This is a genomic window from Paenibacillus sp. P5_B5 (assembly GCF_056400365.1).
On sequence record NZ_JBFULK010000008.1, the window covers coordinates 160,683 to 186,265 of the forward strand.

Annotated in this window: 26 protein-coding genes and 1 other annotated feature; of the genes, 23 read left to right on the top strand and 3 right to left on the bottom strand. The window is 39.8% G+C overall.

What is annotated here, in order from left to right; translation table 11 throughout:
- The first annotated feature begins 41 nt into the window (after window positions 1–41).
- The 18 genes from AC1DOK_RS12965 to AC1DOK_RS13050 all read left to right on the top strand — a co-directional run bounded on the left by AC1DOK_RS12965 (window position 42) and on the right by AC1DOK_RS13050 (window position 16,359).
- On the top strand, window positions 42–227 hold the full coding sequence (locus tag AC1DOK_RS12965) for a hypothetical protein (protein ID WP_477554693.1): 186 nt from the start codon (window positions 42–44) through the stop codon (window positions 225–227).
- Window positions 228–318: 91 nt separating this feature from the next.
- Window positions 319–548: a binding site (T-box leader), on the top strand.
- A 105-nt stretch (window positions 549–653) separates the two neighbouring features.
- Complete coding sequence (locus AC1DOK_RS12970; RefSeq protein ID WP_477554694.1) at window positions 654–2,186, top strand: 2-isopropylmalate synthase; 1,533 nt, start codon at window positions 654–656, stop codon at window positions 2,184–2,186.
- Between the two features lie 226 nt (window positions 2,187–2,412).
- On the top strand, window positions 2,413–2,790 hold the full coding sequence (locus AC1DOK_RS12975; RefSeq protein ID WP_477554695.1) for a hypothetical protein: 378 nt from the start codon (window positions 2,413–2,415) through the stop codon (window positions 2,788–2,790).
- A 62-nt stretch (window positions 2,791–2,852) separates the two neighbouring features.
- Entirely contained in the window at window positions 2,853–3,830 is a 978-nt protein-coding gene (locus AC1DOK_RS12980) for a GNAT family N-acetyltransferase (RefSeq protein ID WP_477554696.1), read from the top strand.
- A gap of 90 nt (window positions 3,831–3,920) precedes the next feature.
- Entirely contained in the window at window positions 3,921–4,409 is a 489-nt protein-coding gene (locus tag AC1DOK_RS12985) for a hypothetical protein (RefSeq protein ID WP_477554697.1), read from the top strand.
- Window positions 4,410–4,582: 173 nt separating this feature from the next.
- Window positions 4,583–4,999, top strand: a complete 417-nt coding sequence (locus AC1DOK_RS12990; RefSeq protein WP_477554698.1) for an RrF2 family transcriptional regulator — start codon at window positions 4,583–4,585, stop codon at window positions 4,997–4,999.
- A gap of 113 nt (window positions 5,000–5,112) precedes the next feature.
- Window positions 5,113–5,820 (top strand): nitroreductase family protein, encoded by a 708-nt coding sequence (locus AC1DOK_RS12995; protein ID WP_477554699.1) that lies wholly within the window; start codon window positions 5,113–5,115, stop codon window positions 5,818–5,820.
- Window positions 5,821–6,057: 237 nt separating this feature from the next.
- Complete coding sequence (locus AC1DOK_RS13000) at window positions 6,058–7,458, top strand: ABC transporter substrate-binding protein (RefSeq protein WP_477554700.1); 1,401 nt, start codon at window positions 6,058–6,060, stop codon at window positions 7,456–7,458.
- A gap of 95 nt (window positions 7,459–7,553) precedes the next feature.
- Window positions 7,554–8,444 (top strand): carbohydrate ABC transporter permease, encoded by an 891-nt coding sequence (locus AC1DOK_RS13005; protein ID WP_477554701.1) that lies wholly within the window; start codon window positions 7,554–7,556, stop codon window positions 8,442–8,444.
- 19 nt (window positions 8,445–8,463) lie between these two features.
- Complete coding sequence (locus AC1DOK_RS13010) at window positions 8,464–9,297, top strand: carbohydrate ABC transporter permease (RefSeq protein WP_477554702.1); 834 nt, start codon at window positions 8,464–8,466, stop codon at window positions 9,295–9,297.
- A 56-nt stretch (window positions 9,298–9,353) separates the two neighbouring features.
- The gene (locus AC1DOK_RS13015) at window positions 9,354–10,343 is read left to right on the top strand and encodes a Gfo/Idh/MocA family protein (RefSeq protein ID WP_477554703.1); all 990 of its coding nucleotides are present in this window, start codon (window positions 9,354–9,356) and stop codon (window positions 10,341–10,343) included.
- 107 nt (window positions 10,344–10,450) lie between these two features.
- Window positions 10,451–11,074 (top strand): TrkA C-terminal domain-containing protein, encoded by a 624-nt coding sequence (locus tag AC1DOK_RS13020; protein ID WP_477554704.1) that lies wholly within the window; start codon window positions 10,451–10,453, stop codon window positions 11,072–11,074.
- Between the two features lie 244 nt (window positions 11,075–11,318).
- Window positions 11,319–12,488, top strand: coding sequence for a KamA family radical SAM protein (locus tag AC1DOK_RS13025; RefSeq protein ID WP_477554705.1), 1,170 nt, complete (start codon window positions 11,319–11,321; stop codon window positions 12,486–12,488).
- 222 nt (window positions 12,489–12,710) lie between these two features.
- Window positions 12,711–13,430, top strand: coding sequence for a YebC/PmpR family DNA-binding transcriptional regulator (locus AC1DOK_RS13030; protein ID WP_477554706.1), 720 nt, complete (start codon window positions 12,711–12,713; stop codon window positions 13,428–13,430).
- A gap of 655 nt (window positions 13,431–14,085) precedes the next feature.
- Window positions 14,086–14,355 carry a CD3324 family protein gene (locus AC1DOK_RS13035; protein WP_477554707.1) on the top strand — a complete coding sequence of 90 codons (270 nt, stop codon included), beginning with the start codon at window positions 14,086–14,088 and terminating at the stop codon, window positions 14,353–14,355.
- A gap of 149 nt (window positions 14,356–14,504) precedes the next feature.
- Complete coding sequence (locus AC1DOK_RS13040; RefSeq protein WP_477554708.1) at window positions 14,505–14,891, top strand: phosphotransferase; 387 nt, start codon at window positions 14,505–14,507, stop codon at window positions 14,889–14,891.
- Between the two features lie 28 nt (window positions 14,892–14,919).
- Window positions 14,920–15,528 (top strand): phosphotransferase enzyme family protein, encoded by a 609-nt coding sequence (locus tag AC1DOK_RS13045; RefSeq protein WP_477554709.1) that lies wholly within the window; start codon window positions 14,920–14,922, stop codon window positions 15,526–15,528.
- Between the two features lie 234 nt (window positions 15,529–15,762).
- Window positions 15,763–16,359, top strand: coding sequence for an acyl-CoA-like ligand-binding transcription factor (locus AC1DOK_RS13050; RefSeq protein ID WP_477554710.1), 597 nt, complete (start codon window positions 15,763–15,765; stop codon window positions 16,357–16,359).
- 127 nt (window positions 16,360–16,486) lie between these two features.
- Here AC1DOK_RS13050 and AC1DOK_RS13055 read toward each other — a convergent pair whose 3' ends face one another.
- Window positions 16,487–17,047, bottom strand: coding sequence for a TetR/AcrR family transcriptional regulator (locus AC1DOK_RS13055; RefSeq protein ID WP_477554711.1), 561 nt, complete (start codon window positions 17,045–17,047; stop codon window positions 16,487–16,489).
- 178 nt (window positions 17,048–17,225) lie between these two features.
- Between AC1DOK_RS13055 and AC1DOK_RS13060 the strand changes: the two genes are divergently transcribed.
- On the top strand, window positions 17,226–17,870 hold the full coding sequence (locus tag AC1DOK_RS13060) for an NAD(P)-dependent oxidoreductase (RefSeq protein ID WP_477554712.1): 645 nt from the start codon (window positions 17,226–17,228) through the stop codon (window positions 17,868–17,870).
- Window positions 17,871–17,992: 122 nt separating this feature from the next.
- Here the strand turns inward: AC1DOK_RS13060 and AC1DOK_RS13065 are convergent, their stop codons facing one another.
- Window positions 17,993–18,439 carry an N-acetyltransferase family protein gene (locus tag AC1DOK_RS13065; protein WP_477554713.1) on the bottom strand — a complete coding sequence of 149 codons (447 nt, stop codon included), beginning with the start codon at window positions 18,437–18,439 and terminating at the stop codon, window positions 17,993–17,995.
- Window positions 18,440–18,627: 188 nt separating this feature from the next.
- Between AC1DOK_RS13065 and AC1DOK_RS13070 the strand changes: the two genes are divergently transcribed.
- From AC1DOK_RS13070 to AC1DOK_RS13080, 3 genes are all read left to right on the top strand, one after another.
- On the top strand, window positions 18,628–19,065 hold the full coding sequence (locus AC1DOK_RS13070) for an RrF2 family transcriptional regulator (protein WP_477554714.1): 438 nt from the start codon (window positions 18,628–18,630) through the stop codon (window positions 19,063–19,065).
- Window positions 19,066–19,205: 140 nt separating this feature from the next.
- Window positions 19,206–19,580, top strand: a complete 375-nt coding sequence (locus tag AC1DOK_RS13075) for a DoxX family protein (protein ID WP_477554715.1) — start codon at window positions 19,206–19,208, stop codon at window positions 19,578–19,580.
- A gap of 235 nt (window positions 19,581–19,815) precedes the next feature.
- Entirely contained in the window at window positions 19,816–21,162 is a 1,347-nt protein-coding gene (locus AC1DOK_RS13080) for an MFS transporter (RefSeq protein ID WP_477554716.1), read from the top strand.
- Between the two features lie 157 nt (window positions 21,163–21,319).
- On the opposite strand, the gene AC1DOK_RS13085 is transcribed toward AC1DOK_RS13080, so the two are convergent.
- Window positions 21,320–22,462 (bottom strand): IS4 family transposase, encoded by a 1,143-nt coding sequence (locus AC1DOK_RS13085; protein WP_477554717.1) that lies wholly within the window; start codon window positions 22,460–22,462, stop codon window positions 21,320–21,322.
- 481 nt (window positions 22,463–22,943) lie between these two features.
- On the opposite strand from AC1DOK_RS13085, the gene AC1DOK_RS13090 reads away from it, so the two are divergent.
- Window positions 22,944–25,568, top strand: a complete 2,625-nt coding sequence (locus AC1DOK_RS13090) for a stalk domain-containing protein (protein WP_477554718.1) — start codon at window positions 22,944–22,946, stop codon at window positions 25,566–25,568.
- Window positions 25,569–25,583 lie beyond the last annotated feature (15 nt).

Below are 25,583 nucleotides of genomic sequence, written 5' to 3' on the forward strand. Positions count from 1 at the left end.
CAAGATAACGAAATTACATAAGCATAGCGGAGGGGACGGAATTGTCCTGGAGAAGCGAAGCGTTCGCCTACAAGTTTTCCGAAGGAAAACTACTTCGTAAGCGTATGCTTTGCCACCGGATTTCTACCGCTTTAAGCGGTATCAGATCAAGAAATCTGGGGGCAACAGCGATCGTAAGGACAATCCGTCCACGCAGCGTTCATCAAGGTTCCGGCTTTGAATCATAGCTTGAAGAATTCATTCACCCTGAAAAAATGGTTGTTTACTGACTATTGACAATATTAAGTATATACAATATAATTTCCAATAAATTGATATTCACATGTTACGATTAGAAATAGTAGAAATAAAATGAACTTACAGAGAGCCGTTGGGTGGTGGAAAACGGTAGTTACGTTTATTTCGAACTCGTCTATGAACATCTGCCTGATAATGTAGGGTCAGACGGAATTCCACCGTTACAAGGATAGATGGTGATTGCCATCGAATGAGCTCATTTCGTAAGAAATGAATTAGAGTGGTACCGCGGGTTCAACCTCGTCTCTATTATAGAGACGGGGTTTTTTTGTTGGTTAAAAACCGGATTTAATCAGCCCCGCTTCACATATAGTTAACCAAATATGCTAACCAAATATGCTGAGGAGGAAATACAAATGAGCCGTAAAATTATCATGTTAGATACAACCTTGAGAGATGGCGAGCAAGTTCCAGGAGCCAAACTAAATATACAGCAGAAAATAGAGTTCGCTCAACAATTAAAACGTCTTAATGTGGATATTATCGAAGCAGGCTTTCCCGCTTCTTCACTTGGCGATTTTCAAGCAGTACAGGGTATTGCTCGAAGCGTAGGAGACAGCATTACAATAACTGCGCTTGCTAGAGCGGTCCAAAGTGACATTGACGCTGTATATGAAAGCATCAAATTGGCGCAAGATCCACTCATTCATATCGTACTCGGCACTTCAAATATTCATGTGGAGAAGAAATTCAGTCGCTCCAAAGATGCTGTGATGCAAATGGGAATTGATGCAGTCAAGTATGCCAAAACATTGCTGCCGAATGTACAATACTCCACAGAGGATGCATCCAGATCCGAATTTGAGTATTTGTGGAGTACAATCGAAGCCGTTGTTAAAGCAGGAGCTACGATTATTAACGTGCCTGATACGGTGGGTTATGCGGTTCCCGAGGAATTCGGTTATCTAATCCGCAGAATTAACGAAAGGTTAAAAAATCTAAATGAGAATGTAATCCTTAGTGTACATTGCCATAATGACCTCGGGCTTGCTACTGCTAACACGCTGAGCGCGATCAAGAATGGTGCCGAGAAAGTCGAATGCACGATCAATGGTTTAGGTGAACGGGCAGGCAACACATCTTTAGAGGAAGTTGTGATGGGACTTAGAGTAAGGGAGAACTATTATAACTGTTCCACCGATATTCATACGAAGGAGCTACTTAAAACTTCTAAGCTGCTAGTCTATTTGACTGGACTTGATGTGCAAGTGAATAAAGCCATTACAGGTGAGAACGCCTTTGCGCATTCATCTGGCATCCACCAGGATGGACTGCTTAAAGATAAGAATGTCTATGAAATCATGTCACCTGAGGAAGTTGGAGCAGAAAGTATGGAATTGATTCTAACTGCACGCTCAGGTCGACATGCTTTCAAGAATGCAGTAGAGAAGATGGGTTTTGACACAAGTGATGCTGAAGAGTTCGAGATCTTGTTTGGGCAATTCCTCACGCTCGCCGATTCCAAAAAAGAAGTCTATGACCACGATGTGTTCTACCTAGTAACGAATCATCGTACGGTTGATCTAACTAACAACCATCTATACGAGCTAGAATCCTTCCAAGTAGTTAGCAATGATCTGTATCCAACAGCGACTGTAAAATTAAAGAAAGGCACCGAGACGATTAAAGGAAGCGCGGTAGGAGATGGGCCGATAGATGCTCTATATAGTGTCATTAAGACTCTAGTTGGACTTGAAGTGCAGTTAAAGGATTACAAAATTAACAGCCTATCCAGAGGAAAAGAAGCCATCGGCAGAGTTAACATCCGAATTGAATATCAAGATAAGATATACTCCGGGCGTGCAATGGACACGGACATTATCAAAGCCAGCGGAATCGCTTTCTTGAACGGCATTAATGCCATTTTGTTAGATTCTGCAAAAGACTGATCTTGCATGGCTGCGACACAGAGGGTCGCCGTACACTCCGGTGTCCCCTCCATGTCATCACGATTGTGCATATTAGGATTTCCTATATCATGTTTCCAACAACACACTTAAATGACAGAATTGATGTTCATAATCTTACTCATAGGGAAGTGTAGATTTGGCATTCACTTATCTAATTATTTGTATTTACTTTGTTTATTTGGGATATAAGAGCTATAGAACGATTATGGCTAAACGCCAAATTAAGAATATTCTCTTAATAGGGCATAGTTATTACAGAAGCATTCTTATGATGATATTGTCTGTTCTTATAATTCCTATTATCTTTACATTACCTTTTACAGGAAAGTATGTCTTAATTCTCTTGATCTTTTTGTTACCAGCTATCAACGATCGGGTTAATATTGGTGACAATGGGATCAAGATCAATGATACTTTTTTTCCTTTAGAAAATATATTGTGCTACTATAAAATTGAGGGAGAAGCCAATCAGTACGAGCTCTCAATTGTAGGTAAGGAAAGTTTAATCAAAATTACAATCCATAAACAGACTAAAGCAGGATCAATTGAAGGAATATTGGATGAATGGTTGAACAAAGCTTAATAAAGTATTCAAGTTGGGATAGAATGATTGAAATAATTGTTACTGTGAAAGGAATCCTATCATTGACAACACCAAAAGGAAAGATGATCGAAAAGCTTGTAGAAGGTATGACAAGGGGCAATTTGGATAATTTATTAGATAATGTAACTGAAAACATTCAATGGACTATCGTAGGTCACTCACCTATTCAAGGAAAAGATGTATTCATCAAGGCAATAGAAGCAGCGAAAACAGGGGAAGCAAAGGAATACAAGGAGTTAAATTTCGCGAATACGATCACACACGGCATCACAGCTGCTGTCGATGGTACATACACAGTGATTGATAAGTCTGGTGAAGAGAATACAACTTCTTTCTGTCATGTATTCCGTTTTAATAAGTTCAAGGATGGAATCATCAAGGAAATCACTTCTTATATGATTGAAAATACGAGTACTGATGACTTGTCGGAACAATTGAATAAAGAACAATCGAATAAAGATCAATTGAAGTTGCCTCGAATTGAGGGTCACGCTATTGATTTACGCTATGCGCAGGAATCTGATCTGAATGCGTATTACACTATGCTTCAAGATGAAGAATTGACCAGGTTGACTGGCTCACACGGTGATTTCACACGCGAAGGAATTGAAGCTTGGATTCAGAAAATAGGTGTTCCACATGAAGATCGTGTTGATTTCATAATCATAGTAAAGGATACGAATGAGCTAGTTGGAGAAGTAGTTTTGAACGATTTCGACTCCGTCAATCGTAGCGCAAATATTCGGATTGCCATACAAGGGTCAAATCATCGTGGTAAGGGTTATGGGACAGAGGCGATGATTCATATGCTTCGTTATGGTTTCGAGACGTTAAAGCTACATCGAATTCATTTGGGGGTCTATACTTTCAATCCAAGAGCTATCCATGTGTACGAGAAGATTGGCTTTCAAAGAGAAGGCTTACAGCGAGATGTTCTAAATATGGACGGGGAATATCATGACATGATCATGATGGCTATGCTTGAGGATGAATTCCGCTCCTTACACGGATCCCATTAACATCCTATACTTTAATGAATTTACACTTTCTCTTGAAGTTGAATTTCACCATGATTTACTTAATTGAATAAGTTAAATCAGGGGGAGTATATGAAAAAACTTGTTATTGCCATTGTTTTTGTCATTTTTCTACTAGGTGGAGCCTACTTGTATTTAATAGTTAATAAGCCATTGATCAGTTCTTTAAGTGCCTGGACGTCGGATAAGCATATTATGCTTGTTGAAGTAGGAAATAAGAGCAAATATGGAAATATACATTTTCAAAAAGTCCTAGTGAACAACGATGTTAGCCCGTCAAATGTGCAAATTCAAGTGAACCATACACGCACAGGTTTTGTTATCACTGACCGATTTGAGGGAGAAGATGTAAAGAAATATAATTTTAAAGATATACAATCAGTGCCAATACCTGCAGGACACTCGTCACAAAAACAACATGACAAAATTGAAGAAGGCACTGCCACAGAAGAGGATAAAATTTATGCGATAACAATTCGTCATGATAGTGAGGTTCAAAAGATCATCATTCAATACCGTTATATGGGTCTGTCATATGAAGAGGTTATATCTGTTAAGTGATATATGTGAAAGACTATAAGTGCCTAAAGCCTGATGCAAATTAGCTTCATCGTTATTATCTTAATTATTTAGTGTGCACTACCGTCAGTTAAGACGGTTTTTTTGTGTTACAATGTATACTACATGTTTATGTATTAATAATAATTGGTAACAGTAGAGAAGAGGTGATCCTAATGTCAGAAAAGGTTTCTAGTATGATGTGGTTTAGTCTAGCCATACAAGCATTACTTGTTCTTGCCGAAAATGATGGATTACATCCTAGTAGTAAAATAGCCGGAAAACTTAATTCGGAGTCAGGCTTTCTCAGAAAAATATTGAGTAATTTAGTAAAAGCCGGGTTAATCCAAGCTAAGGAAGGTAGAGATGGGGGCTATTCTCTAGCCAAGGAGCCTCATCAGATCGTTCTAGCAGATATTTATGCTGCGATTAAATCTGAACCTTTCTCAAAAGGATTCCTTGATGTGCAAAGTAAGCAATGCTTCGAGCCATCTTCCCTTGCTGCATTATGCAATTTAAAAAGTGAGATGGAGAGTTGGATTATTCGTGGCCTAGAGCAAAAGACGCTTGCTGATTTACTATCAAAGGAATAGAGAGATAACGAAACAAAGCTGGTTTCGTTTATTTTAAACTATGTTTGACAAAAGAACAGTTAATGTTTTATACTGTTGTTACTTAAGACACAGTTAATAGGAGGTCATGACAAATGACAAAAAATACAATGAGTAAAGAAGAGTACCTTACAAAGGTAAATGAAATAAAAACACCTGATGAAAAGCCGAAGAAACTTACTGACACAGACTTCTTTACAGTAGCTAAAGAGCGTAGATCTGTTCGTCAATATAATCCTGATTTCGTTATTTCAGATGAAGATATTCGTGAAATTCTAGAGGTTGCTATTCAAGCACCGTCGTCTTCCAACATACAACCATGGAGATTCCTTGTCATTAAAGATCAACAATCCAAACAAGAATTACTTCCAATTGCTAATAACCAACAACAAATTGTGAATGCTTCTGTTGTAATCGCAGTACTTGCTGATATTGAAGGTTACAAAAGAGCAGAGGAAGTTTATGGTGAAATGGTTACAAGAGGAATCATGAAGCAAGAAATCAAAGAAACTTATGTAAACTCAATCGTTCATAATTATGGTAACTTGCCTTCAGAAAAGGCGCTCAAAGTTGCAATGATTGATGGCGGCTTAGTTTCTATGCAAATCATGCTTGCAGCTAAAGCCAAAGGCTTAGATACTGTACCAATGGGTGGATACGATGAGGCTAAATTTGTTGAAGCATTTAATGTGCCTCAAAACCTCAAGCCTGTAATGCTGATTTCCCTTGGTGAAGGCGTTAAAGCAGGATTTGAAAAAGTTCGCTTACCACTTGATTCTATTTTAACTTGGAACAAATTCTAAACATAGACTCAAATGTTTACCATAACAATTATAAGCAGACGGCCGAGATCATTTGATCGGTCGTCTTTTGTATTTACGGACAGAATTAAGATACAGAACAGAAGGGAATCATAATTCTATGAAAAGTTGAATAAATAAATCGATATGTAAATATGTATAATAATATTTCTTGTAAGCGTGTACAATGAGCGGCTTACATGAACGAAATGCAGCACTCTAATATAAGGAGGGGAAAGAATGAAAACTGGTAAAAGAAGATCTTTGCTTATCACATCTACCCTATTGTGCTTTTCTATGTTGATAGGTTGTACTAGCACTAAGGAAACCACAAGCAGTCCCGGTAAAACGGAGGAGGGGAAAACTCCAGCTGCTAAGAAAACGATAACGATTACATACCGAGATGATGGTATTGGAGAGAACGGAACTTTCTATAAATGGCTTAAGGAACTTTCGGCTAGTTATCCAAATAAGAATGTTGAAATTAAGCCAACGCCTATACAAGCATCTGAAGGAGATTATTTTGCCAAGATTGCCTTAGCACTGAAATCCAAGGATACTGCACCTGATATTGTAACAGAGGATACTTTTATCCTAAATTCGGATGCCAAGGCTGGATTCCTTGAACCTCTTGATGAAAGAGTAAAAGGTTGGGAGGATTGGACCAACGGCTCATTTATTGAGGCTATGAAAAAAGGGGTTACAGCGAGCGACGGCAAAGTGTATGGAGTTCCTTATAATACCGATTCCAGAGGTCTTTGGTATAACAAACAGATCTTCAAACAAGCAGGTCTTCCGGAAGATTGGCAGCCTAAGTCCTGGGATGACGTCTTAAATACGGCGAGAACTATTAAAGAAAAGGCAGGGGCAGATATTGTTCCTATTTGGATGAACCTTGGTAAGGCTACAGGAGAAGCAACATCCATGCAGACTTATGAAATGCTGCTCTATGGAACAGGGGATAGACTCTATGATGATGCGAGCAGTAAATGGACGATTAAGAGCCAAGGAATTATGGATGCACTGACTTTCATTGAGACAGTTAATAAAGAGAAGCTTGGTCCGCCACTGTCTAAAGTACTCAATGGTCAAGCAGGAAATACATCTTCGCGTGAATACTTACCTAAAGGCAAGCTTGCCATCTCACTAGATGGTTCTTGGATTACTGGTAATTATTTTTCGGATGGACCTGCACCTTGGCCCGAATATAAAGACGTGCTCGGCTTTGCCCCAATGCCTACTAGTAAAGGTCAGGCACCGGGATCAATCACACTTGCCGGAGGCTGGGCTTTATCTATTCCAAGTAATGCACAGCACAAAGACGAGGCTTGGGAATTTATCAAATACGCACTTAATAAACAAAATACACAAAAGCTCGTTATTGCATCAGGTAATATAACGGTTCGGGCAGATGTTGCCAAAGATCCGGGATATACGAAAATGCCGTTTAATGAAATAGCGACCGATTATTTACAAAACGCTGAATTCAGACCAGCTCAGGATAAATACCCTGAAGTGTCAACGCAAATACAAACGATGGTTGAATCAGTAACAACAGGCACTACTCCTGCAGATGCGATGAAAAAATACGGTCAGGATGTAACAAGAATTGTGGGTCAGGATCATATAACGGAAAAATAATAGCAAGAAGCTTGCTCAAGGAGATCCTATTCACTAGGTACTGCTTGAGCAAACGTTTTTTATCTGATTCTCAGCTTGCGGGAGGAGAACTATGCATGAGCAGTTTGACGGCTAATGTTTTCTATAAGAAGAGAAAAACATATACGTGGCTCTATTTTTTACTTCCTTCAATAGCCATAATGCTAGTATTTTTCATCTATCCAATCCTATTAACATTGTATTATTCCTTCACGAATCTAGCATTAACAGGTGAAGCCGCTAAGGAACTGAAGTTTATCGGGCTCGATAATTATATTCGGATGTTTGAAGACCCGACAGTCAAAATCAGCATATGGAATACGCTTATCTTCTTGATTGGTTCAGCTGTTATTGGTCAACAAGTGTTAGGATTTCTCATCGCTCTCTTGATGAAACATAAGAACAAGATGTTCAGGCGCGTGATCGGAACGATTGTGTTAGCAGGGTGGGTCACTCCTGAAATTGTGTGTGCTCTATGTCTATATAGCTTCTTTGGGGATGAGGGAACGCTGAATGCAATCATTACATTCTTTGGAATACCAGCAGTCACATGGCTGTATACAGTTCCCATGGTCACGATCATACTTGCGAACATCTGGCACGGAACAGCATTCTCTATGCTGGTATTTCAAGCAGCGTTAGATGATGTGCCGAGTGAGATTGAAGAAGCAGCAGTTGTAGATGGGGCTTCTAGTTGGCAAATCTTAACCCGGATTACACTTCCCTATATTAAAGATACCGTTACAACGAATATGATGCTTGTTACCCTGCAGACACTCGGGGTATTCGGACTCATTTATGCGATGACCGGCGGAGGGCCGGGTAATTCAACCACAACGTTGCCTATTTTTATGTATAACCAGGCCTTTGTCAATTATCAACTTGGCTATGGAACAGCGATATCCTTATTACTGCTGTTTATTGGAATTGTGCTGAGCTTGTTCTATATTCGCTCGATGAAAGAGTAAATTTACAAGGAGACTTCGTATGAATGCGAAACAACGTAAAGTGATTTATCGAGTTATGCCGTATACGATTCTTATCTTCATCGGAATTTGTTTCATTCTGCCTCTTCTCTGGATTCTAGTTGCTTCAGTCGATACCAATGCGATGCAATCACTTAAATTACCCGAGCAGTTAACCGGGTCCAATTATATTGATGTAATCACCAATCCTACCAATCAGCGTGCATTCATCATCGGTCTGATCATGTCAATTGGCCAAGCTATACTTGTCGTACTACTCGGTTTACTTGCGGCTTATCCGTTGTCTCGCTATCAGTTGAAATATAAGAAATCGTTTATGCTGACTATATTATTTATGACTTCTTTGCCGATCACGGCTGTTATGGTACCTGTCTATCAATTGTTCTTAAGCATCAATCTATATGATAATATTATTGGGGTCATTCTATTCTATGTCGCATCTTCTATGCCGTATGGGATATGGATGCTGAAGAACTTCATGGATTCGGTGCCTAGTGACTTGGAAGAAGCAGCATGGATCGATGGGGCGTCCGTCTTTGTTGGCATCCGCAAGGTCGTCGCACCTCTAATGATTCCGGGTATTTGTACGGTAGCCATCTTTACATTCTCCGGAAGTTGGGGTAATTTTTTTGTTCCATATATCCTATTGCAGACACCAGAGAATTTTCCGGCTTCTGTGAAGCTGTATCAGTTTTTTGGTCAGTACGGAATGGTGGATTACGGTAAATTAGCAGCGTTCTCCGTGCTATATGCGATTCCTTCAGTCGTCCTGTATATTCTCTCCCAACAATATATGTCCAAAGGATTCGGTCTACAAGGCGGATCGAAAGGATGATAAGATGGGGATATACGATTGCAGCTTGAAAATTTAATTATTGGAGGTAATCGCAAATGAGTATTAGAATTGGTAAGATTAGCTTCTGGCATGTGCACGCATGGGACTATACTAACCAAGCACAGGAGCATGACGATACCGTTATCGCTGCTGTTTGGGACGAAGATATCGAACGAGGACAAAATGCAGCTGATAGCTTGAACGTTCCTTTTTATGAATCCCTTGATGACATGCTTGCAGAGAAGAACATTGATGCTGTCATTGTAGATGCGCCGACTAACTTACATAGAGATGTGATGGTTTCTGCTGCCAAAGCAGGGAAACATATTTTCACAGAAAAGGTTATTGCACCAACTACGAAAGAAATGAATGAAATAATTTCAGAAGTTTCTAATAATGGGATTAAACTGACCGTCTCGTTACCTCGTTTAAATGACGGATATACATTAACGATTCAAGATATTTTAAGCCAAGGCCTGCTCGGAGAAATTACGTACGTCAGAGTTCGATTGTCCCATAATGGTGCTATTGCGGACTGGCTTCCTAATCATTTCTTTAGTCTAGAACAATGTTTGGGCGGAGCTCTAATTGACCTTGGATGCCATCCAATGTACCTGACTAAACTATTCTTAGATCAAGAAGTGACGGCGGTATGTGCCAATTTTGGTTATGTAACGGGTAGGGAAGTAGAAGATAATGCAGTCGTGACCTTGTTCACGGATTCAGGAGCTATTGGCGTCGTAGAAGCTGGCTTCGTAAATAGTTACTCTCCCTTCACAATTGAGGTTCACGGCAAGGAAGGAACCTTATTATACGGAACACCGGAGGCGAAGCTTCTGCTTAAATCAAACAAAACTTCAGATCAATCGAATGAATGGAATGAAGTTCCCATACAACCAAATCGCGAGAGCGCATTCCATCAATGGGTCAGTCATATTCAGAACAACACCTTAGCAGTTGAAAATATTCAAATAGCAGAGGAGCTTACAAAGTTAATGGAGGCGGCGAATCGCTCTGCTAAAGAGGGCCGTGTCATTGGTTTGTAGAAATAGCCTTATAAAATCAGATTTACGTTTCCTTAAAATGAGAGTATTCTTACAATAGGTAGCATGTACAACATCAGAACATATGAAATAAGGGGTCAGATACTCGAATGGAAGAGATTGCTGGTTACAAATCAATCGCACTTGATATTGCTCAAAGAATACTTAGTGGTGAATTTCCAGTAGATAGTAGAATATCTGGACGAACCCTGTTAGCAAGTCAATATCATGTTTCCCCCGAGACAATTCGCAAAGCCATCGGATTACTTAAGGATGAGAATATTGTATCAGTCTCACAAGGGAAAGAGATTATTATTATTTCGGAACAAAATGCATTCGATTACATCACAAGGAACAATTACCTTAAATCTGTCTATTCACTTAAACAAGATTTACAGCAGCTGCTCATCGAGAAGAAAGAAATTGATCAGAAGTTCGAGAGATTACTGACAGGGATTATTAATGCTTCAGATCGATTGCAGAACCTGAAACCATATCATCCAGTAGAAATTAAAGTACAAGAATACTCGCATGCAGTAGGGAAAACAATTGCAACACTGCAATTCTGGCAGAACACGGGCGCAACGATCGTAGCGTTACGTAGAGGTATACAGGTTTCAATATCTCCAGGACCTCATGTCATACTCAGGGAAAATGATGTGATTGTGGTCGTTGGTGATGGTCAGGTCCAAGAGAGGACCGAACAGTTTATGAATGAACTAAGATCAGAATAACAAGCGAAATTCAATAGAAGAACTGTTTAGGGTAAACCTAATCGGTTCTTTTTTTGGTACAATTAACTAATTTTACATTTATAAACAAACAACTTATATGTAAACTATGAGTTGTCAGTTGAATAATCCTTTGTTATACTTATTAATATCCAAAAATTCTTAATAGTCAATTCAATCTAAAGATCTATGCAGTTGCAATTCCTGTGAATCAGACATTCAAAATGATATAAGGAGGAAGAAGGTCATGCCACAGCCCAAATATATAACAGATATTAATAAGATTACCTACTTAACGGATTCAGAACGAGAGAAGCTGAAACAAATAACGGAGAAATTCGTTTTTCGAGTAAATGATTATTATCTTAATTTAATTAATTGGGATGACCCTCATGATCCAATTCGAAACTTAGTGATTCCTAATGAAGGAGAACTCTTGGAATACGGCAGATGGGATGCTTCAGATGAGGATACCAACTATGTCGTTCCTGGCTGTCAGCATAAATATCGCTCAACCGCTTTATTAATTGTTTCAGAAGTTTGTGGCGCCTACTGCAGATATTGTTTTCGTAAAAGATTGTTTCGTAATGACGTAAGTGAAGCCTCTTCAGTAGTAGAGCCTGGGCTACAATATATTGAACTACACCCTGAAATTAATAATGTATTGCTAACCGGCGGGGATAGCTTGATTCTGTCAACAGCTAAGCTTCGATCCATTATTAGTAGACTTCGACAAATTGAGCATGTTCAAATCATCCGTCTAGGTTCGAAAATACCCGTTTTTAATCCAATGCGAATCTATGAGGATGAAGAATTACTTGAAACAATACGTGAATTCTCAACTCCTCAGAAGAGAATCTATGTTATGGCACATATCAATCATCCAAGGGAAATTACACCCGAAGCCAGAAGAGGCTTTGAAGCATTACACCAAGCAGGGGCTATCGTTGTGAACCAAACACCGATACTTAAGGGCATTAATGATAATCCGATCATTCTAGGTGAGCTGCTCGATCGACTATCATGGGCAGGTGTAACACCATATTATTTTTTTGTCAATCGTCCAGTAGCAGGGAATCGTTCATTCGTTCTGCCGCTTAAAGACGTCTACCGTATAGTCGAACAAGCGAAAGCTCTAACATCTGGATTAGGCAAAAGAGTAAGGCTATCCATGAGTCACACTTCAGGCAAAATTGAGATTCTAGCAATTGATAATGGCAAAGCCTATTTAAAATATCACCAATCCCGCGATAATGAATATGGGCGTTTTATGATATTAGATTGTCCAGATGATGCTGCATGGTTCGATGACTTGCCTGGTAATGAGCAGTATTGGCGTAAACCTAAGAAGAAGCTAGAAGCAGTCTTATCCGTCAATGAGATGCCAGATATGCCACAGAGACGTGTAAGGCAGTAAGAATTAATGTAATGAAGAAAAAATGATATGATTGTAGAGTAGTCTGCTATTAGGCAGGCTTCTTCTTGTTAAGCTTCGAAATATAATGTAAAATTAACCCCTCAAGGAAGTCATGGAAATCTGAATTCATACTAAGATGAATAAAGTTTTGAACATATCATTTTGGAATGGACGAATAATTGCTATAATGAATAACGAGTAAATTTAGAAAGAGGGTACAACATGGGTCGTAAATGGAATAACATTAAAGAAAAGAAAGCTTCTAAGGATGCAAATACTAGTCGTGTTTATGCTAAATTCGGACTTGAAATTTTTGTAGCAGCAAAGAAGGGTGAACCTGATCCCGAATCAAATCAAGCCCTAAGGTTTGTTCTAGAACGAGCTAAAACATACAACGTACCCAAGGCCATCATTGATCGTGCCATTGATAAAGCTAAAGGTAGTTCAGATGAGAAATATGAAGAACTTCGTTATGAAGGCTTTGGACCGAACGGGGCTATGATTATCGTAGATGCGCTTACGAATAACGTGAATCGTACTGCACCTGAAGTGCGTTCAGCATTCAGCAAGAATGGCGGAAGCATGGGAGTAAGTGGATCTGTTGCATATATGTTTGATTCAACAGCTGTCATTGGATTGGTTGGCAAAACATCTGAAGAAGCGCTAGAAATTTTGATGGATGCAGATGTGGATGTTAGGGACATAATAGAAGAAGATGAAGCCGTTATCGTATATGCGGAGCCTAATCAGTTCTATGCGGTTCAACAAGCTTTTAGAAATACTGGCATTACGGAATTTACAGTTGCGGAGATTACCATGATTCCACAAAACTATGTAACAATTCCTGAGGATTCCGTAGCTCAATTCGAGAAACTAATCGATGCGTTAGAAGACCTAGATGACGTTCAGCAAGTATATCATAATGTCGATTTTGAAGATTAATCGGAATTAGTACCCTATGATCGTGCAAGGATTTAGTGGAACCTTTGATCAACTTGCTTATTACTTGGCGAAAAGTCAATGATACCGTTAAATAATAAACCAAAAACATCGCAATCTTTGCGATGTTTTTTGGTATCTAGACTTGTCTTGTATAGAAGCAACTATATCAAACAATTAATTAAAGTTAAGATGGCAAAATGAATTTAAGTGAATTATATTGAATAGAGCGAATGTATTATCATATCGAATTCAAACGGAATCTAAATTTCAGAGAGTGGTGATTGACTTTGCCTGGTTTGCTTGGCATCTGGTTCCTAGTTAGTTTCTTGAGCTACGGTATTTTTAAATTCATGAGATTCTACACGAAGTCGTATTGGAGAAAAGATCTCATCATCGCGATAGCTGTGGGATTTCTCGGCGCATTATTAGTTAAAATATTTGACTTGATTTTATAAGGAGAGGAGGGGTACCATGATCAAGTTTAGGGTAAGGTTGAGAATAAGCTCTATGCAAAGTCTAAACTATGAACAATTGCGGTTGTTTGTATGGAGCTATAATTAAATAACCGCGATAATTCCTTACAGCTCAGATAATTGTTTATAGAATAGGCTTTGCTACCTTAAAACGATCCATTTTGTTTAAGGAGCGGAGTTAGATGAAATATATCAACGCAGAACTAATTTTTCCAGAAGAATTACTAAAGGAAATGCAGAAGTATATCAATGGTGGAATCGTGTACGTTCCCAAACTCGAAGGATTACATAAGAAATGGGGCGAAGCTTCCGGTAGTAGACAATACTTGAACCATAGAAACATTGAGATTCGTCAACAGTTCTCAATCGGTGCGACTATTGATCAGCTTACAGAAGAATTCTGTCTTTCCTGTGATAGTATCAAAAAAATCGTTTATTCAAAAAATAAATGATTGATAAAATAGTTTAGTGAAAATCACATTAGATCTAATTCTGATGTGATTTTTATATGTAAAAGATGATTTATAGGTGTTCATTACGTATGTTCAAGAGATGACAACGAATATAATTCTATTATTAGATAAATTTTGGAGGATAGCAAATGGACAGATTTTTTCAATTTGATACAGATGATAACAGGCGGTCTTTGCTGACTCGAGCGAGAAATGTCGCTCTATTAGCCTTACAACAATATGACTTAGAATGGGAACGGATTCAATTCATCCAACTGTCCGATACGATTACCTATAAAATTGAGACTACTAGCGCCAAAAGTTATTTACTTCGTATTCATTCAGATCGATTGAGCAAAGAGGAAATCCGTTCTGAACTAACTTTGCTCCAGGCGTTGAATCAATCGGATGATCTCACTGTACCAGTTGGGGTAGCAAGCTGTGATGGTTCTTATGTATTTGAGATTAATACCGATAATGGATATCAAAGTCCATATGTTACGATGACAGTGGATAGAGGGAGAACATATAGTTAGAGAATTTACGGATAGCCACGTTTATAACATGGGCGTACTAATGGGTAGGCTTCATAATACAGGTGCGAATTTCGTCCCGCCTTCTGACTTTGTTCGACCGATATGGGGGGCAGACAGTTTTAGACGAGAGGTGGCTAAGCTCGAACCGTATTACACCCGATTCTTATCGGAAGAGGCTTGGCAAGCCTATCAAGCTGCAGTTGGGAAAATCTTATCCGAACTTGCTATTATGCATCTGAACGATGATAATTATGGACTTATTCATGCAGATTTACATACCGGCAATATGGTATTTCACGATGATTTTCCTTATCCAATTGATTTTGGAAGATGTGGTTATGGGTATTACCTCTATGATATGGCAGGGACGATATTAGGGCTTTATCCAAAACAACGAGGGGTGTTCATTCAAGGTTACGAGAGTGTGCGAAAGCTGCAAATAGGCTATGTACGAAATCTGGAGAGTTTCTTCGTTATGTCTATGATCGAGAATTACTGCCATCATGCATCCGATCCTAGGGAAACAGCCAGTTTAATCGATGAACAACCATACGCTCAAGCAATTATTAGAAATTATTTGAATGATACTCCATTCCTATTTGATGTGATAGAGCCAATTCAGATAGACAGGACATGACCCATATTTTTTTAATTTTTCATCCGAGCCGTTCCTTTCGAGGAGCGGTTTTCTTTAAGAATGTTTGTTCGATGCATTCGCCATCAGCCAAAGAGATGGATTCGGTATTCATGCGGAATCTACTACATAGAACTTGCCTAGCATCACGAGATAGTGCTAAACTTGTTGAGGACTAACTAACGAGTACTGTTACAGAGGCTTTGTCCAAGCAAATTACCACTAGGAGTGAACAAAGTGCCAAAAGATAATCAACGGATTGGTTTGCGTGAACGTAAAAAAGCAAAAACGATGGCAGCGATTCAAATGCATGCGCTGCGGCTTTTTCGTGAGCAAGGCTATAACGCAACCACCGTGGAACAGATTGCGGATGCTGCGGAAATCTCTCAAAGCACTTTTTTTCGCTATTTCTCAACCAAAGAAGATGTGATGATTGTTGACAACTACGATCCTCTTCTCATTGCTGCATTTGAAGACCAGCCATCTAGTTTGAGTCCACTTCAGGCTGTACGAAACGCAATGCTATCTGGAATAGCTGATATGTCTGCTAGTGAGCTAGCTAAGGTAAGTGAACGACACCAACTAGTCATGACAGTCCCTGAACTGCGGGCTGCTACGCTGAACAATATGACGCATACGATGCAGATGATAACAGAGATGGTAGCCAAGCGCGTTGGTCGCAATATGGATGACTTAGCCGTACGTACTTTCGCTGGAGCGATCATTGGTGTCAACATCTCGGTGATGATGTACTGTGCGGAGAATCCCAATGCGGATTTAGCAGATTTGCTGGGTGAGGCCTTGAACAAATTAGAGGCAGGCTTACCGCTGTGAACCTTTGTGCAATTCTCGAGGAACCTAGATAGACTAATCTAACAAATACAAATTCCATATAAATAAATGAAGAGCCTGTGACGATGTAGCATCAGTCACGGGCTCTTTTGGCGTCTGTTCAGATTAATTAACCGATAATTTGATTCCTCTCAAACAATGTCCTCATTTGCTCAGCCATAGCTTGGGGAGGATGTGGCATTTTGTTTATAATCCACCACTCTAATACACCTATGAAAGCCGATGCCATGAATTGACCGAGAACATCTCTACTTAAACTTTGGTTTATTGCTTTCATATTCAATTGTTCATTGATTCCGGTAATGACCATTTGCTGCATGCGATCACGGAATGAAGGTACGCCTTTATTAAGCAACATAGAGGAATAAAATAAATAATTGTCCTCAAAATATTCAAATACAGGTAGAAATGAATGGATAAAGTCTTGCTTGGGATCTACGGATCCACAAGTATTAGACATTTGACTTAAATGATCCTCAATACACTTGTTCAGTAAATCAATTTTATCTGAATAGTGCAGATATATGGTTCCTCGATTCACATTGGCTCTTTCAGAAATATCATTAATCGTAATTTGATCAAAATCCTTTTCGGACATCAATTCAATAAAAGCTTTATTGATTGCCTCCTTGGTTTTGAGAATTCTTCTATCTACCTTAGCTTCTGTCAAAATACTTGCCACCTCACATTAAATATTGAACACAATGGATGTGTATGTTGATTATCGAACAAAAATCAAGTTTTTAACGATTGAAATTACCCTTCGACTATATCATAATAAACAACGGTTGTTAACAAAACGACAAATGTTCAATAAGTAATTCGAATAAATATAGAGGTGAGTCACAGTGAATATAACCATTTTTGGAGCGAGTGGAGCGATCGGACAAATTCTAGCGAAGCATGCTATTGATAACGGGGATACAGTTACCGCGTATGTCCGCAGATCAGACAGCTTATCATTTTCACATGAGAACTTTAATACAATTGTTGGGCAATTAACAGATCAACCTGAGGTTGAAAGAGCGATAGCGAATGCCGATGTTGTCATCAGTACACTAGGGCCCGCGCTTGACACTTCACGAAAGTTAAAAGGGACACCAATTGCAGACGGTCATGAAGTAATCAAAAGAGCAATGGAGAAGTTGAATGTTAATAGGTTTATTACACTGGCAACGCCATCGATTCATTCGGAACAAGATCGCAAGAATATTAGCACTGTCGTTCCAGGAATCATGGCTAAACTTCTATTTCCTAATGCCTACCATGATATGAAGAAGATCGAACATCTAATCAAGAGCTCAAGTCTCAATTGGACGGTAGTCCGAATTATCAACCCGAATGCTAAACACAAGAACAATGAATACCAAGTGTCACTTGGCGATCAACCTGCTAAAATGCCCGTTTCGCGCGAGAACGTCGCTAGATTTATGTATAGTGTAGCAGCACAAAATTTATATGTCGGTCAAATGCCCATCGTATTTAACAAATAAGGTGGGGTAGATCTACTTATAGGCGATCATTTTCCAGTAATCTAAGGGAAAAGGTCGCCTAATTTTTCTCGTAATGCTTATCTTATCGCTTGTCGTAATGCTTATCGTGTAATCATCAATCGTTAGACAATGGAATAGTTAACCCAGTCCCCTTGGACGGCACGCATTTTATCAAAGAAATCTTGCGCTCGTTTATTATCCGTAGCCGTTATCCAAGACATATAGGAGAATCCATGTTCCTGTGAATAACGTTGACACTCTAGAAACAGTTGTGTTTCCACTTCCGTACCTCTATATTCCTCCATAAAAAAAAGATCGTTCATGATGGCAATTTTATTGGCTTTCATCGTGCTGAATGTAAAATATAAGGTAGCGAATCCGATTAATTCCCCACTTTGTTCTGCGACAAACTGTATACCACTTTGTTTCTCTAATAGAGTTTGAATCAAGTGATGTACTTGTTCTGTGGCTGGCCTAGGCTTCTTGTAAAATCCAACTATGTATTCATACATTAAATCGGTCAATCTAATCAGATCATCCTGTTCAGCATTTCTTATAACAACGGACATGTTAAAACCTCCTATAATTGAATATTGCATGATTATACAATTTAGTGAATACTAATACAATAATTTGTTTACTCGCTTGAATATAAATGAAAATCGATCTATAATGTGCTTATTATAGTTGCATTTAAATGGCTGAATGGATGACAAGCCTATTAACAACAGGAATCTGGATAAAGGAGTGATAGTGAATGAGTACAGCAAACCGTGGAGTTAACATTGGACCTCCTCGTTTTAAAATAGCCGTTCATTCGATCGTCTGGTTAGCTAAAAGCTCCAGCATTTTATCGAGTGCCATGATAGCAAACCAGGTGAATTCGCACGCGACCTTCATGCGAAGAGTGATGCAAGCTTTAGCGACCGCAGGTATCGTTGAGTCAAGAGGCGGCCGAGAGGGAGGGTATTACTTACTGAAATCTGCAGACCAGATCACATTAGGTGAGATTTACTCTGCAGTCAGTGTGGGACCCGCAGAACCTGATTTCGACGTTGACTGTGGAGAGGCTGGTGAACAACTAGACCTGGAGTTAGAGAAAATTCTTCATGATGCGGAACAGCAGACAATTGATTATTTGCGTCAATTTACGATTGCGGATGTAATGAATCGCGTTGAATTGTTCGAGATATAATTATTTTTGAAAGCTACTAGTCAAATGAATATGAATCAATTATAATGTGCTTAAGATAATTGCAGTTACGGCTGCAATTTTATTTTAAAGTTATATGTGCCTAGATCAGTTGCATATATACGATAAAAGGAGAGATTGAAATGAGTATTGTGTCCATCGTTTTACAAAGCTTACTTGCACTTGCGTTTTTGATGGCAGGATTGGGTAAAATATCAGGTTCCAAAATGCATGTGGAAGGCTTTAAGCATTGGGGCTTGCCACAATGGTTCCGAGTAGTAACCGGTGTTGTTGAAGTTGTAGGTGCGGCGGCATTGATTGTTGGTTTCTGGGATGTGAGCTGGGCAGCTGCGGGAGCATTACTACTTGGAGCGACAGCTATTGGTGGAATTTTGACCCACGTTCGTGTGAAAGATTCATTTAAACAAACTTTCCCAATCGTGCTTCTAGGTACATTAGCATTTATCGTATTTTTTATTTACTTACCCGATCTTAGTCGATTCCCTGGGTTTAACTAATGGATACAAATCATCATGAAAATCCGGATTTTGAATTTTGGAATATACTCCTTGGGACAATTCGACATGGGTGGTCAATCCTAATAAAGCCTCCATTTACGGGTCATTTGTGTTTTAATCATAATAGTGATTGGAAGTGAGTAAGTAAGATAGTGCAAAGAATTATAGGAGGACACTATGAATATAGAAATAATACAAGTTGTAAAGTCAGTTCCTAGGAGTGGTGGGCTGATTGATGTTTAATAAAGTGGAACATTCAAACTCTTTAGCAAGTCAACCAGCTTGGCTACAAAGTTACATCAATTCTCCTGAAAAACAACAACAGTTATATCGACGTACGTTGATTATCGTGGTCATTTCACAAATTTTCGGAGGTGCAGGACTTGCAACAGGTGTAACCGTTGGAGCACTTCTTGCTCAAGAAATGCTGGGAAGTGATAGCTTTGCTGGAGTTCCGACAGCGCTCTTCACATTGGGCTCTGCAGGTGCAGCTTTGCTTGTAGGGCGACTTTCAGAGCGTTATGGACGACGTTCGGGTCTTGCAGCAGGATTCATAACTGGCGGTATCGGCGCAATCGGTGTCGTAATGGCAGCATTAACGAATAATATTATTTTTTTGTTTGCTTCTCTATTAATTTATGGTGCTGGGGCTGCTACAAATTTACAAGTTCGCTATGCAGGTACAGACCTTGCACCTTCCACAAAGCGAGCAACAGCAGTCAGTATTGCATTGGTATCAACGACCTTAGGTGCTGTCGCAGGACCAAACTTGGTTGAACCAATGGGTCGATTTGCAATGGCGATTGGAGTTCCCGCTCTAGCTGGTCCGTTCATACTAGCGGCTGCAGCCTATATCCTTGCCGGCTTGGTATTTCTAGTTTTACTTCGCCCAGACCCTCTCATTGTTGCGAAAGCAGTAGCAGATGCACAAAGAAGGAATGGGAGTAATCTTTCAGATGAGAAAATAAACACACAAGCGACAAATAAGCGAGGAATCGTTGTAGGAGCCACAATCATGGTCTTAACTCAGATTGTTATGGTTTCCATTATGACAATGACACCTGTACATATGGGACATCATGGACATGGTTTGAAAGAGGTAGGACTGGTCATTGGTTTTCATATAGGTGCAATGTACCTTCCATCTCTCATGACTGGATTTCTAGTAGATAAGTTTGGACGTATAGCAATGGCAATTGCTTCTGGCGCTACATTGCTTGCAGCTGGTGTACTTTCTGCTGTTGCACCAGGTGATTCCATGCTAGTACTTATCATTGCACTCTCTTTGCTGGGCCTTGGATGGAACTTTGGCTTGATTAGCGGCACCGCTCTCATCGTAGATGCAACTAACGTGTCCAATCGTGCTAAGGCGCAGGGTGCTGTTGATGTCTTGATCGCTTTGGCGGGGGTATCAGGTGGGGTTCTATCTGGTGTGGTCGTTGCTTATTCCAGTTTTGCAACACTTTCAATTGCTGGAAGTATTCTCTCACTACTACTAGTACCAGTCGTCATCTGGTCAAGGATGAAGGTTAAAGATGTGAAGGCGAAGGCAAAAGAAATCATATCTGAATCAATTTCATAATTCATCTCACTAGCGTTGCATTAAATCCACAGGCAATAATTGATTGAATATTCAGAATTACATTTTCTCCTGCTGAACCAAAAGGTCGATTACCTGCTAGAGGTAGTCTTTCCATTTGGTAAAATTATACTATTATAACGCCGATTGACTGAACTGCTTATGCTAACTTTCGCCTACCTTTAGATGAGCGGCTTGGCTTTTGGTGGATTCGCCCCAGCCAAGTTTCTGCCTGATCCCAACATAATGCTTTTAGCCAACGATAAAGGGCAAGTAGGCTGTGCTTTGTACTCGTCTCTATCTTTACCAGAACCAACAAACAGAAAGCAATGAGAGCGATCCATATCTGATTCATAACCGCTTTTCCGCTTGTTCCATAAAAGGACTTGATTCGTACGTGTTGCTTCATCCATTTGAAGAAAGTCTCTATCGCCCAGCGTTCTCGGTAAATCTGGCTGATTTCATCAGCCTCAAGATCAAAACGATTGGTCAAGATAGCAACTCTATTTCCTTCGGAATCTTGCGTATGAATAAGCCGCAGAACGTTTTCCATTCGCTTCTGTGGGGTGCCGATGTATACCATCTGATCGGACAGAACCTGACTTTCCTTTGGTAAGGAGAAGCTGTGTACGACACGAATGACGGTGTTTTTCTTCGTACGCGTAACGAAAAAAATACCGCGTTCACAATAAACGTCGAATTTCTGGAAATCGATGTATCCACGATCGAAGACATAGGGTATCCCGATCTCATCTACCAGGTGTTCCATCTGACTGCGATCGTTCTTCTTTGCCGGTGTCATCAAGGCCTTCTCTGGTATTGTGGCTACATCGTCGATGTAAGCTAACCGTAAATGTAATTTGATACCGGCCTTGGTCTTACGAAACTCAGCCCACTTATACTTCTGCAAACAAAGTCCGATGGTCGTAGAATCGATAATTCGAAAGTCCTGTCGTGACGACGATGGCGCAGTGTGCTTACGAATTCGAAATACGAGATCACTAAACACTTCCTCGAGCAATTCAGGATTGACCTGGTTATGTTTGCGACTCAATTGAGAAGCGGAGATAGATGTGATGCCAAGCTCTTTCTGAAAACCCTTAGAGAGCAAGTCATCTGCGATTTCTCGTAAACCATCACGCTGCTGAAGCTGGGCATGCAAGAACAGTTTAAGGTAGGAAAGTGTCGTTAACTTCTTTACGCACTTATCTAGCTCGGTCTCATATACTCGTTTTGCAAATTTCTTAACACAAATGGGAGAAAGCCATTTATCAAATGACGAAAATAGTGTATTCTTGTCCATGAGTTGGTCCTTTTTAGTGGATTTTGGACAGGAACTACCTGTCATTCCATTTTAAAGGATCTTTTTATTTTACGCTATTAATTACTTAGTATTTCGAGTCTTCAGATTAAGTTAATGCAACGCTAGTGAGCGAACATAATAAAACAATTACAGTTACGAGTTTGGTAGTTTTGAGCATTACATGGCCCCCTCGGCAATACGTGGAATCTATTAAGACTAGATTAATATGACAATACAACAATTAAACATCATTTTCTACAAGGGTTAGCAAAATGTTGCTATTTTCCTCTACCTAAATTAGCAACTTATTGAGGGTTTTGGTAGTCTATTAAATAGACAGGAATTTTATGGTAGCTGAGTTAGACTGTTACCATGGGAATTGGCGACTCTCCTTCTTTTTAAAAAAATAGAGAGGGCGTTTCTTCTAAATTCATACATATTGGCTTAATGAAAAACGAAAATGGGAGAGGGGATCACAGTAATGAAGTTTCACAAAAGAATATGGGCAGGTGCGCTTGCAGCCGTATTGGCATCTCAGGTGTTTATTGGTGTGCCTGCTGCCCATGCGCAATCCGTAAATCTGCAATCTACGGAAATTGTTACATCTGGAGCTGTGCTCAAAAACTACATATGGAATTCAACTCGCCAGGGGAAAGACGTATCAACGAATGCCAAAGTAGTAGAAGTCGATCTGACGAATCCGAATGTCAAGATTGATACGATAGTAGGTAAAGACAGCAAATATGCACAGAAACAGTCCGTTCTGAACATGGCGAAGGAAACAGGTGCGGTTGCAGCTGTGAACGGGGATTTTTTTATTATGATAGCAGAAGGGGTTCCTTTAGGGCCTCAAATTAAGGACAGTCAGTTAATGTCAAGTACGTCTGATATGATGAAAGGGATGTATTCGTTTGGACTGACCAAGGATAATCAGCCTGTTATTGATTTATTTGGGTTCAAAGGTTCGATTACAGCTGCCAATGGTACCTCCTATCCACTCGAAGGGTATAACAAAACGTATTACTGGTATGAAGATAGCAAAATGCAAAGCACCGATAATGGCTTACTCATGTATACTGACACTTGGCCTCTCGCAGCGAGATCCAATAACGGTTCATCCATCCCAACTGAAGTTAAAGTTCAAAATGGAATGATTACCGATATCGCAATCAATACTACGATTAAAGAAGTACCTCCTGCGGATGGATACATTCTGCGTGCTGCGGGGAAATCAGCGGATTATGTGAAGGAGAATTTGAAGGTTGGAGACCCGCTTGTAGCAGAGTATGGGCTTATTCCTCAAGACTCTAGCAAAACCTATGATTTGGCTAATTTCAAAACGTTGATAGGCGGACACACGATTCTGGTAGATGGAGGCCAGCCAGCAAAGTTCTCACGCAAAGTTAGTGATATAAATGGCAATCGCTCACGCACAGGTGTAGGCTATTCGAAAGATATGAAGAAGGTCTACCTCATTACGATTGACAAAGCTTCTGGCAGTGACGGTATGACGCTGGATGAAATGCAGAACTTTATGATCAGCATTGGCGTATGGAAGGGAATGAATATGGACGGTGGTGGATCGACACAAATGGCAATAAGACCATTAGGAGAATTTACCCCAGTTCAGACTAATGTAAATGAAAGTAATGATTCTTATACTCGACCCGTAGTAAATGGTCTTGGTGTATACAGCTTAGCACCTCAAGGAACTACAGTGAAGGGATTAACACTCAGTGGACCAGATGAAGTATTCCTGGGTGAGAAAATCAATTTCACGATGAAAGGCTATGACGAGTACTATAATCCAGTCAAAATCGATGAGACAATGGCGCAAGCTTGGACTTCTTCAACGAATGTAGGTAAATTTGAAGGTAATTCTTTTATCCCTGAAAAGGTTGGTCAAACCCAAATAACCGCTCAGATTGGAAGTGGTTCAGCAACGAAAAATATACAGGTTCTTGGAAACAATGATATCAATCAACTTAAGATAACGCCTTCAAGTCAGGTCCTTAAAGAAGGGGAAACGATTAAATTTAAGGCGAGCATCACAGACCGTAATGGAGTGATCAGATCTGTAGCACCTGATGTGCTCAATTGGGTAGTAGAAGGTATGAATGCTAAGGTTGTGAATGGCGAGCTCACAGTCGGAAGCCTCAAGGATGTGAAGCAATCCAGAATTATTGCCCAATATGACGGCTTTTCAACGATGATTACATTGCCAGTTGGTCAAGAGAATATGTGGTATGACCTGGATCATATGGCTGTGATGACAACAAAGGATGTGTATCCTGAACAAGTGAGAGGTAATGTTCAGATCGTTCAGGATGAGACAGGGAACAAGAGTCTGGAGCTTTCTTATGACTTCACTCAAGGAACAGGCAATAAAGCAGTTTACGGAACATTCAATGGCAAAGATGGCGTGCCGATCGATGGAAAACCGCAATACATGAAAATGAAAGTATTCGGCGATAACTCGAACAACTGGGTACGTGCCGAAATTATTGACGGAGAAGGCGACCTGAACCGGATTAATTTTACACAAAATATGGACTGGGATGGCTGGAAAGAGCTAACCGTTAACCTGGCTGATTATCGCTTAGTGTATCCAATTAAAGTGATGAATGTGTATGTAACGAATTCTGAAGAAGGACAAGATGAGCGTGCACTTCAAGGCAAAGTGAAAATTGATGATATTTCGTTCGTTTATCCAACAAGTACACAAACTAAGCCGAATGCGAGTGCCATTACAATGACAATGAATAATAAAGTGGTTCAATTGGACGGCGAGAAGCTTAAGCTCGATCAAGCTCCAGCAGAAGTTAACGATCGTACAATGGTTCCAATTAGGTTCATTGCTGAGGCTTTTGGCGGTGATGTGAAGTGGGATCCGAAACAGAAGAAAACGACTATTTACCTAGGCAATAAGATGTTAGAGCTATGGAATGGCAATAATGAAATGGTCTTTACAGGTAAGAGAGTAACTACGGATGTAGGGCCAAGACTCATGAACAACCTGACAATGGTGCCTCTGCGTGTAATTGCAGAAGAACTCAATTGGAAAGTGGGATGGGACGCGAAGACCAAAACGATTACTTTGAAATAGTACTTTATATGCACT

Bases quoted from the DNA above. Each gene is read 5' to 3' on its own strand.
- AC1DOK_RS12970 (WP_477554694.1), top strand. From the start codon at position 654: ATGAGCCGTAAAATTATCATGTTAGATACAACCTTGAGAGATGGCGAG.
- AC1DOK_RS12975 (WP_477554695.1), top strand. From the start codon at position 2,413: ATGGCTAAACGCCAAATTAAGAATATTCTCTTAATAGGGCATAGTTAT.
- AC1DOK_RS12985 (WP_477554697.1), top strand. From the start codon at position 3,921: ATGAAAAAACTTGTTATTGCCATTGTTTTTGTCATTTTTCTACTAGGT.
- AC1DOK_RS12990 (WP_477554698.1), top strand. From the start codon at position 4,583: ATGTCAGAAAAGGTTTCTAGTATGATGTGGTTTAGTCTAGCCATACAA.
- AC1DOK_RS12995 (WP_477554699.1), top strand. From the start codon at position 5,113: ATGACAAAAAATACAATGAGTAAAGAAGAGTACCTTACAAAGGTAAAT.
- AC1DOK_RS13000 (WP_477554700.1), top strand. From the start codon at position 6,058: ATGAAAACTGGTAAAAGAAGATCTTTGCTTATCACATCTACCCTATTG.
- AC1DOK_RS13005 (WP_477554701.1), top strand. From the start codon at position 7,554: ATGAGCAGTTTGACGGCTAATGTTTTCTATAAGAAGAGAAAAACATAT.
- AC1DOK_RS13010 (WP_477554702.1), top strand. From the start codon at position 8,464: ATGAATGCGAAACAACGTAAAGTGATTTATCGAGTTATGCCGTATACG.
- AC1DOK_RS13015 (WP_477554703.1), top strand. From the start codon at position 9,354: ATGAGTATTAGAATTGGTAAGATTAGCTTCTGGCATGTGCACGCATGG.
- AC1DOK_RS13020 (WP_477554704.1), top strand. From the start codon at position 10,451: ATGGAAGAGATTGCTGGTTACAAATCAATCGCACTTGATATTGCTCAA.
- AC1DOK_RS13025 (WP_477554705.1), top strand. From the start codon at position 11,319: ATGCCACAGCCCAAATATATAACAGATATTAATAAGATTACCTACTTA.
- AC1DOK_RS13030 (WP_477554706.1), top strand. From the start codon at position 12,711: ATGGGTCGTAAATGGAATAACATTAAAGAAAAGAAAGCTTCTAAGGAT.
- AC1DOK_RS13035 (WP_477554707.1), top strand. From the start codon at position 14,086: ATGAAATATATCAACGCAGAACTAATTTTTCCAGAAGAATTACTAAAG.
- AC1DOK_RS13040 (WP_477554708.1), top strand. From the start codon at position 14,505: ATGGACAGATTTTTTCAATTTGATACAGATGATAACAGGCGGTCTTTG.
- AC1DOK_RS13045 (WP_477554709.1), top strand. From the start codon at position 14,920: ATGGGCGTACTAATGGGTAGGCTTCATAATACAGGTGCGAATTTCGTC.
- AC1DOK_RS13065 (WP_477554713.1), bottom strand. From the start codon at position 18,439: ATGTCCGTTGTTATAAGAAATGCTGAACAGGATGATCTGATTAGATTG.
- AC1DOK_RS13070 (WP_477554714.1), top strand. From the start codon at position 18,628: ATGAGTACAGCAAACCGTGGAGTTAACATTGGACCTCCTCGTTTTAAA.
- AC1DOK_RS13075 (WP_477554715.1), top strand. From the start codon at position 19,206: ATGAGTATTGTGTCCATCGTTTTACAAAGCTTACTTGCACTTGCGTTT.
- AC1DOK_RS13080 (WP_477554716.1), top strand. From the start codon at position 19,816: ATGTTTAATAAAGTGGAACATTCAAACTCTTTAGCAAGTCAACCAGCT.
- AC1DOK_RS13085 (WP_477554717.1), bottom strand. From the start codon at position 22,462: ATGGACAAGAATACACTATTTTCGTCATTTGATAAATGGCTTTCTCCC.
- AC1DOK_RS13090 (WP_477554718.1), top strand. From the start codon at position 22,944: ATGAAGTTTCACAAAAGAATATGGGCAGGTGCGCTTGCAGCCGTATTG.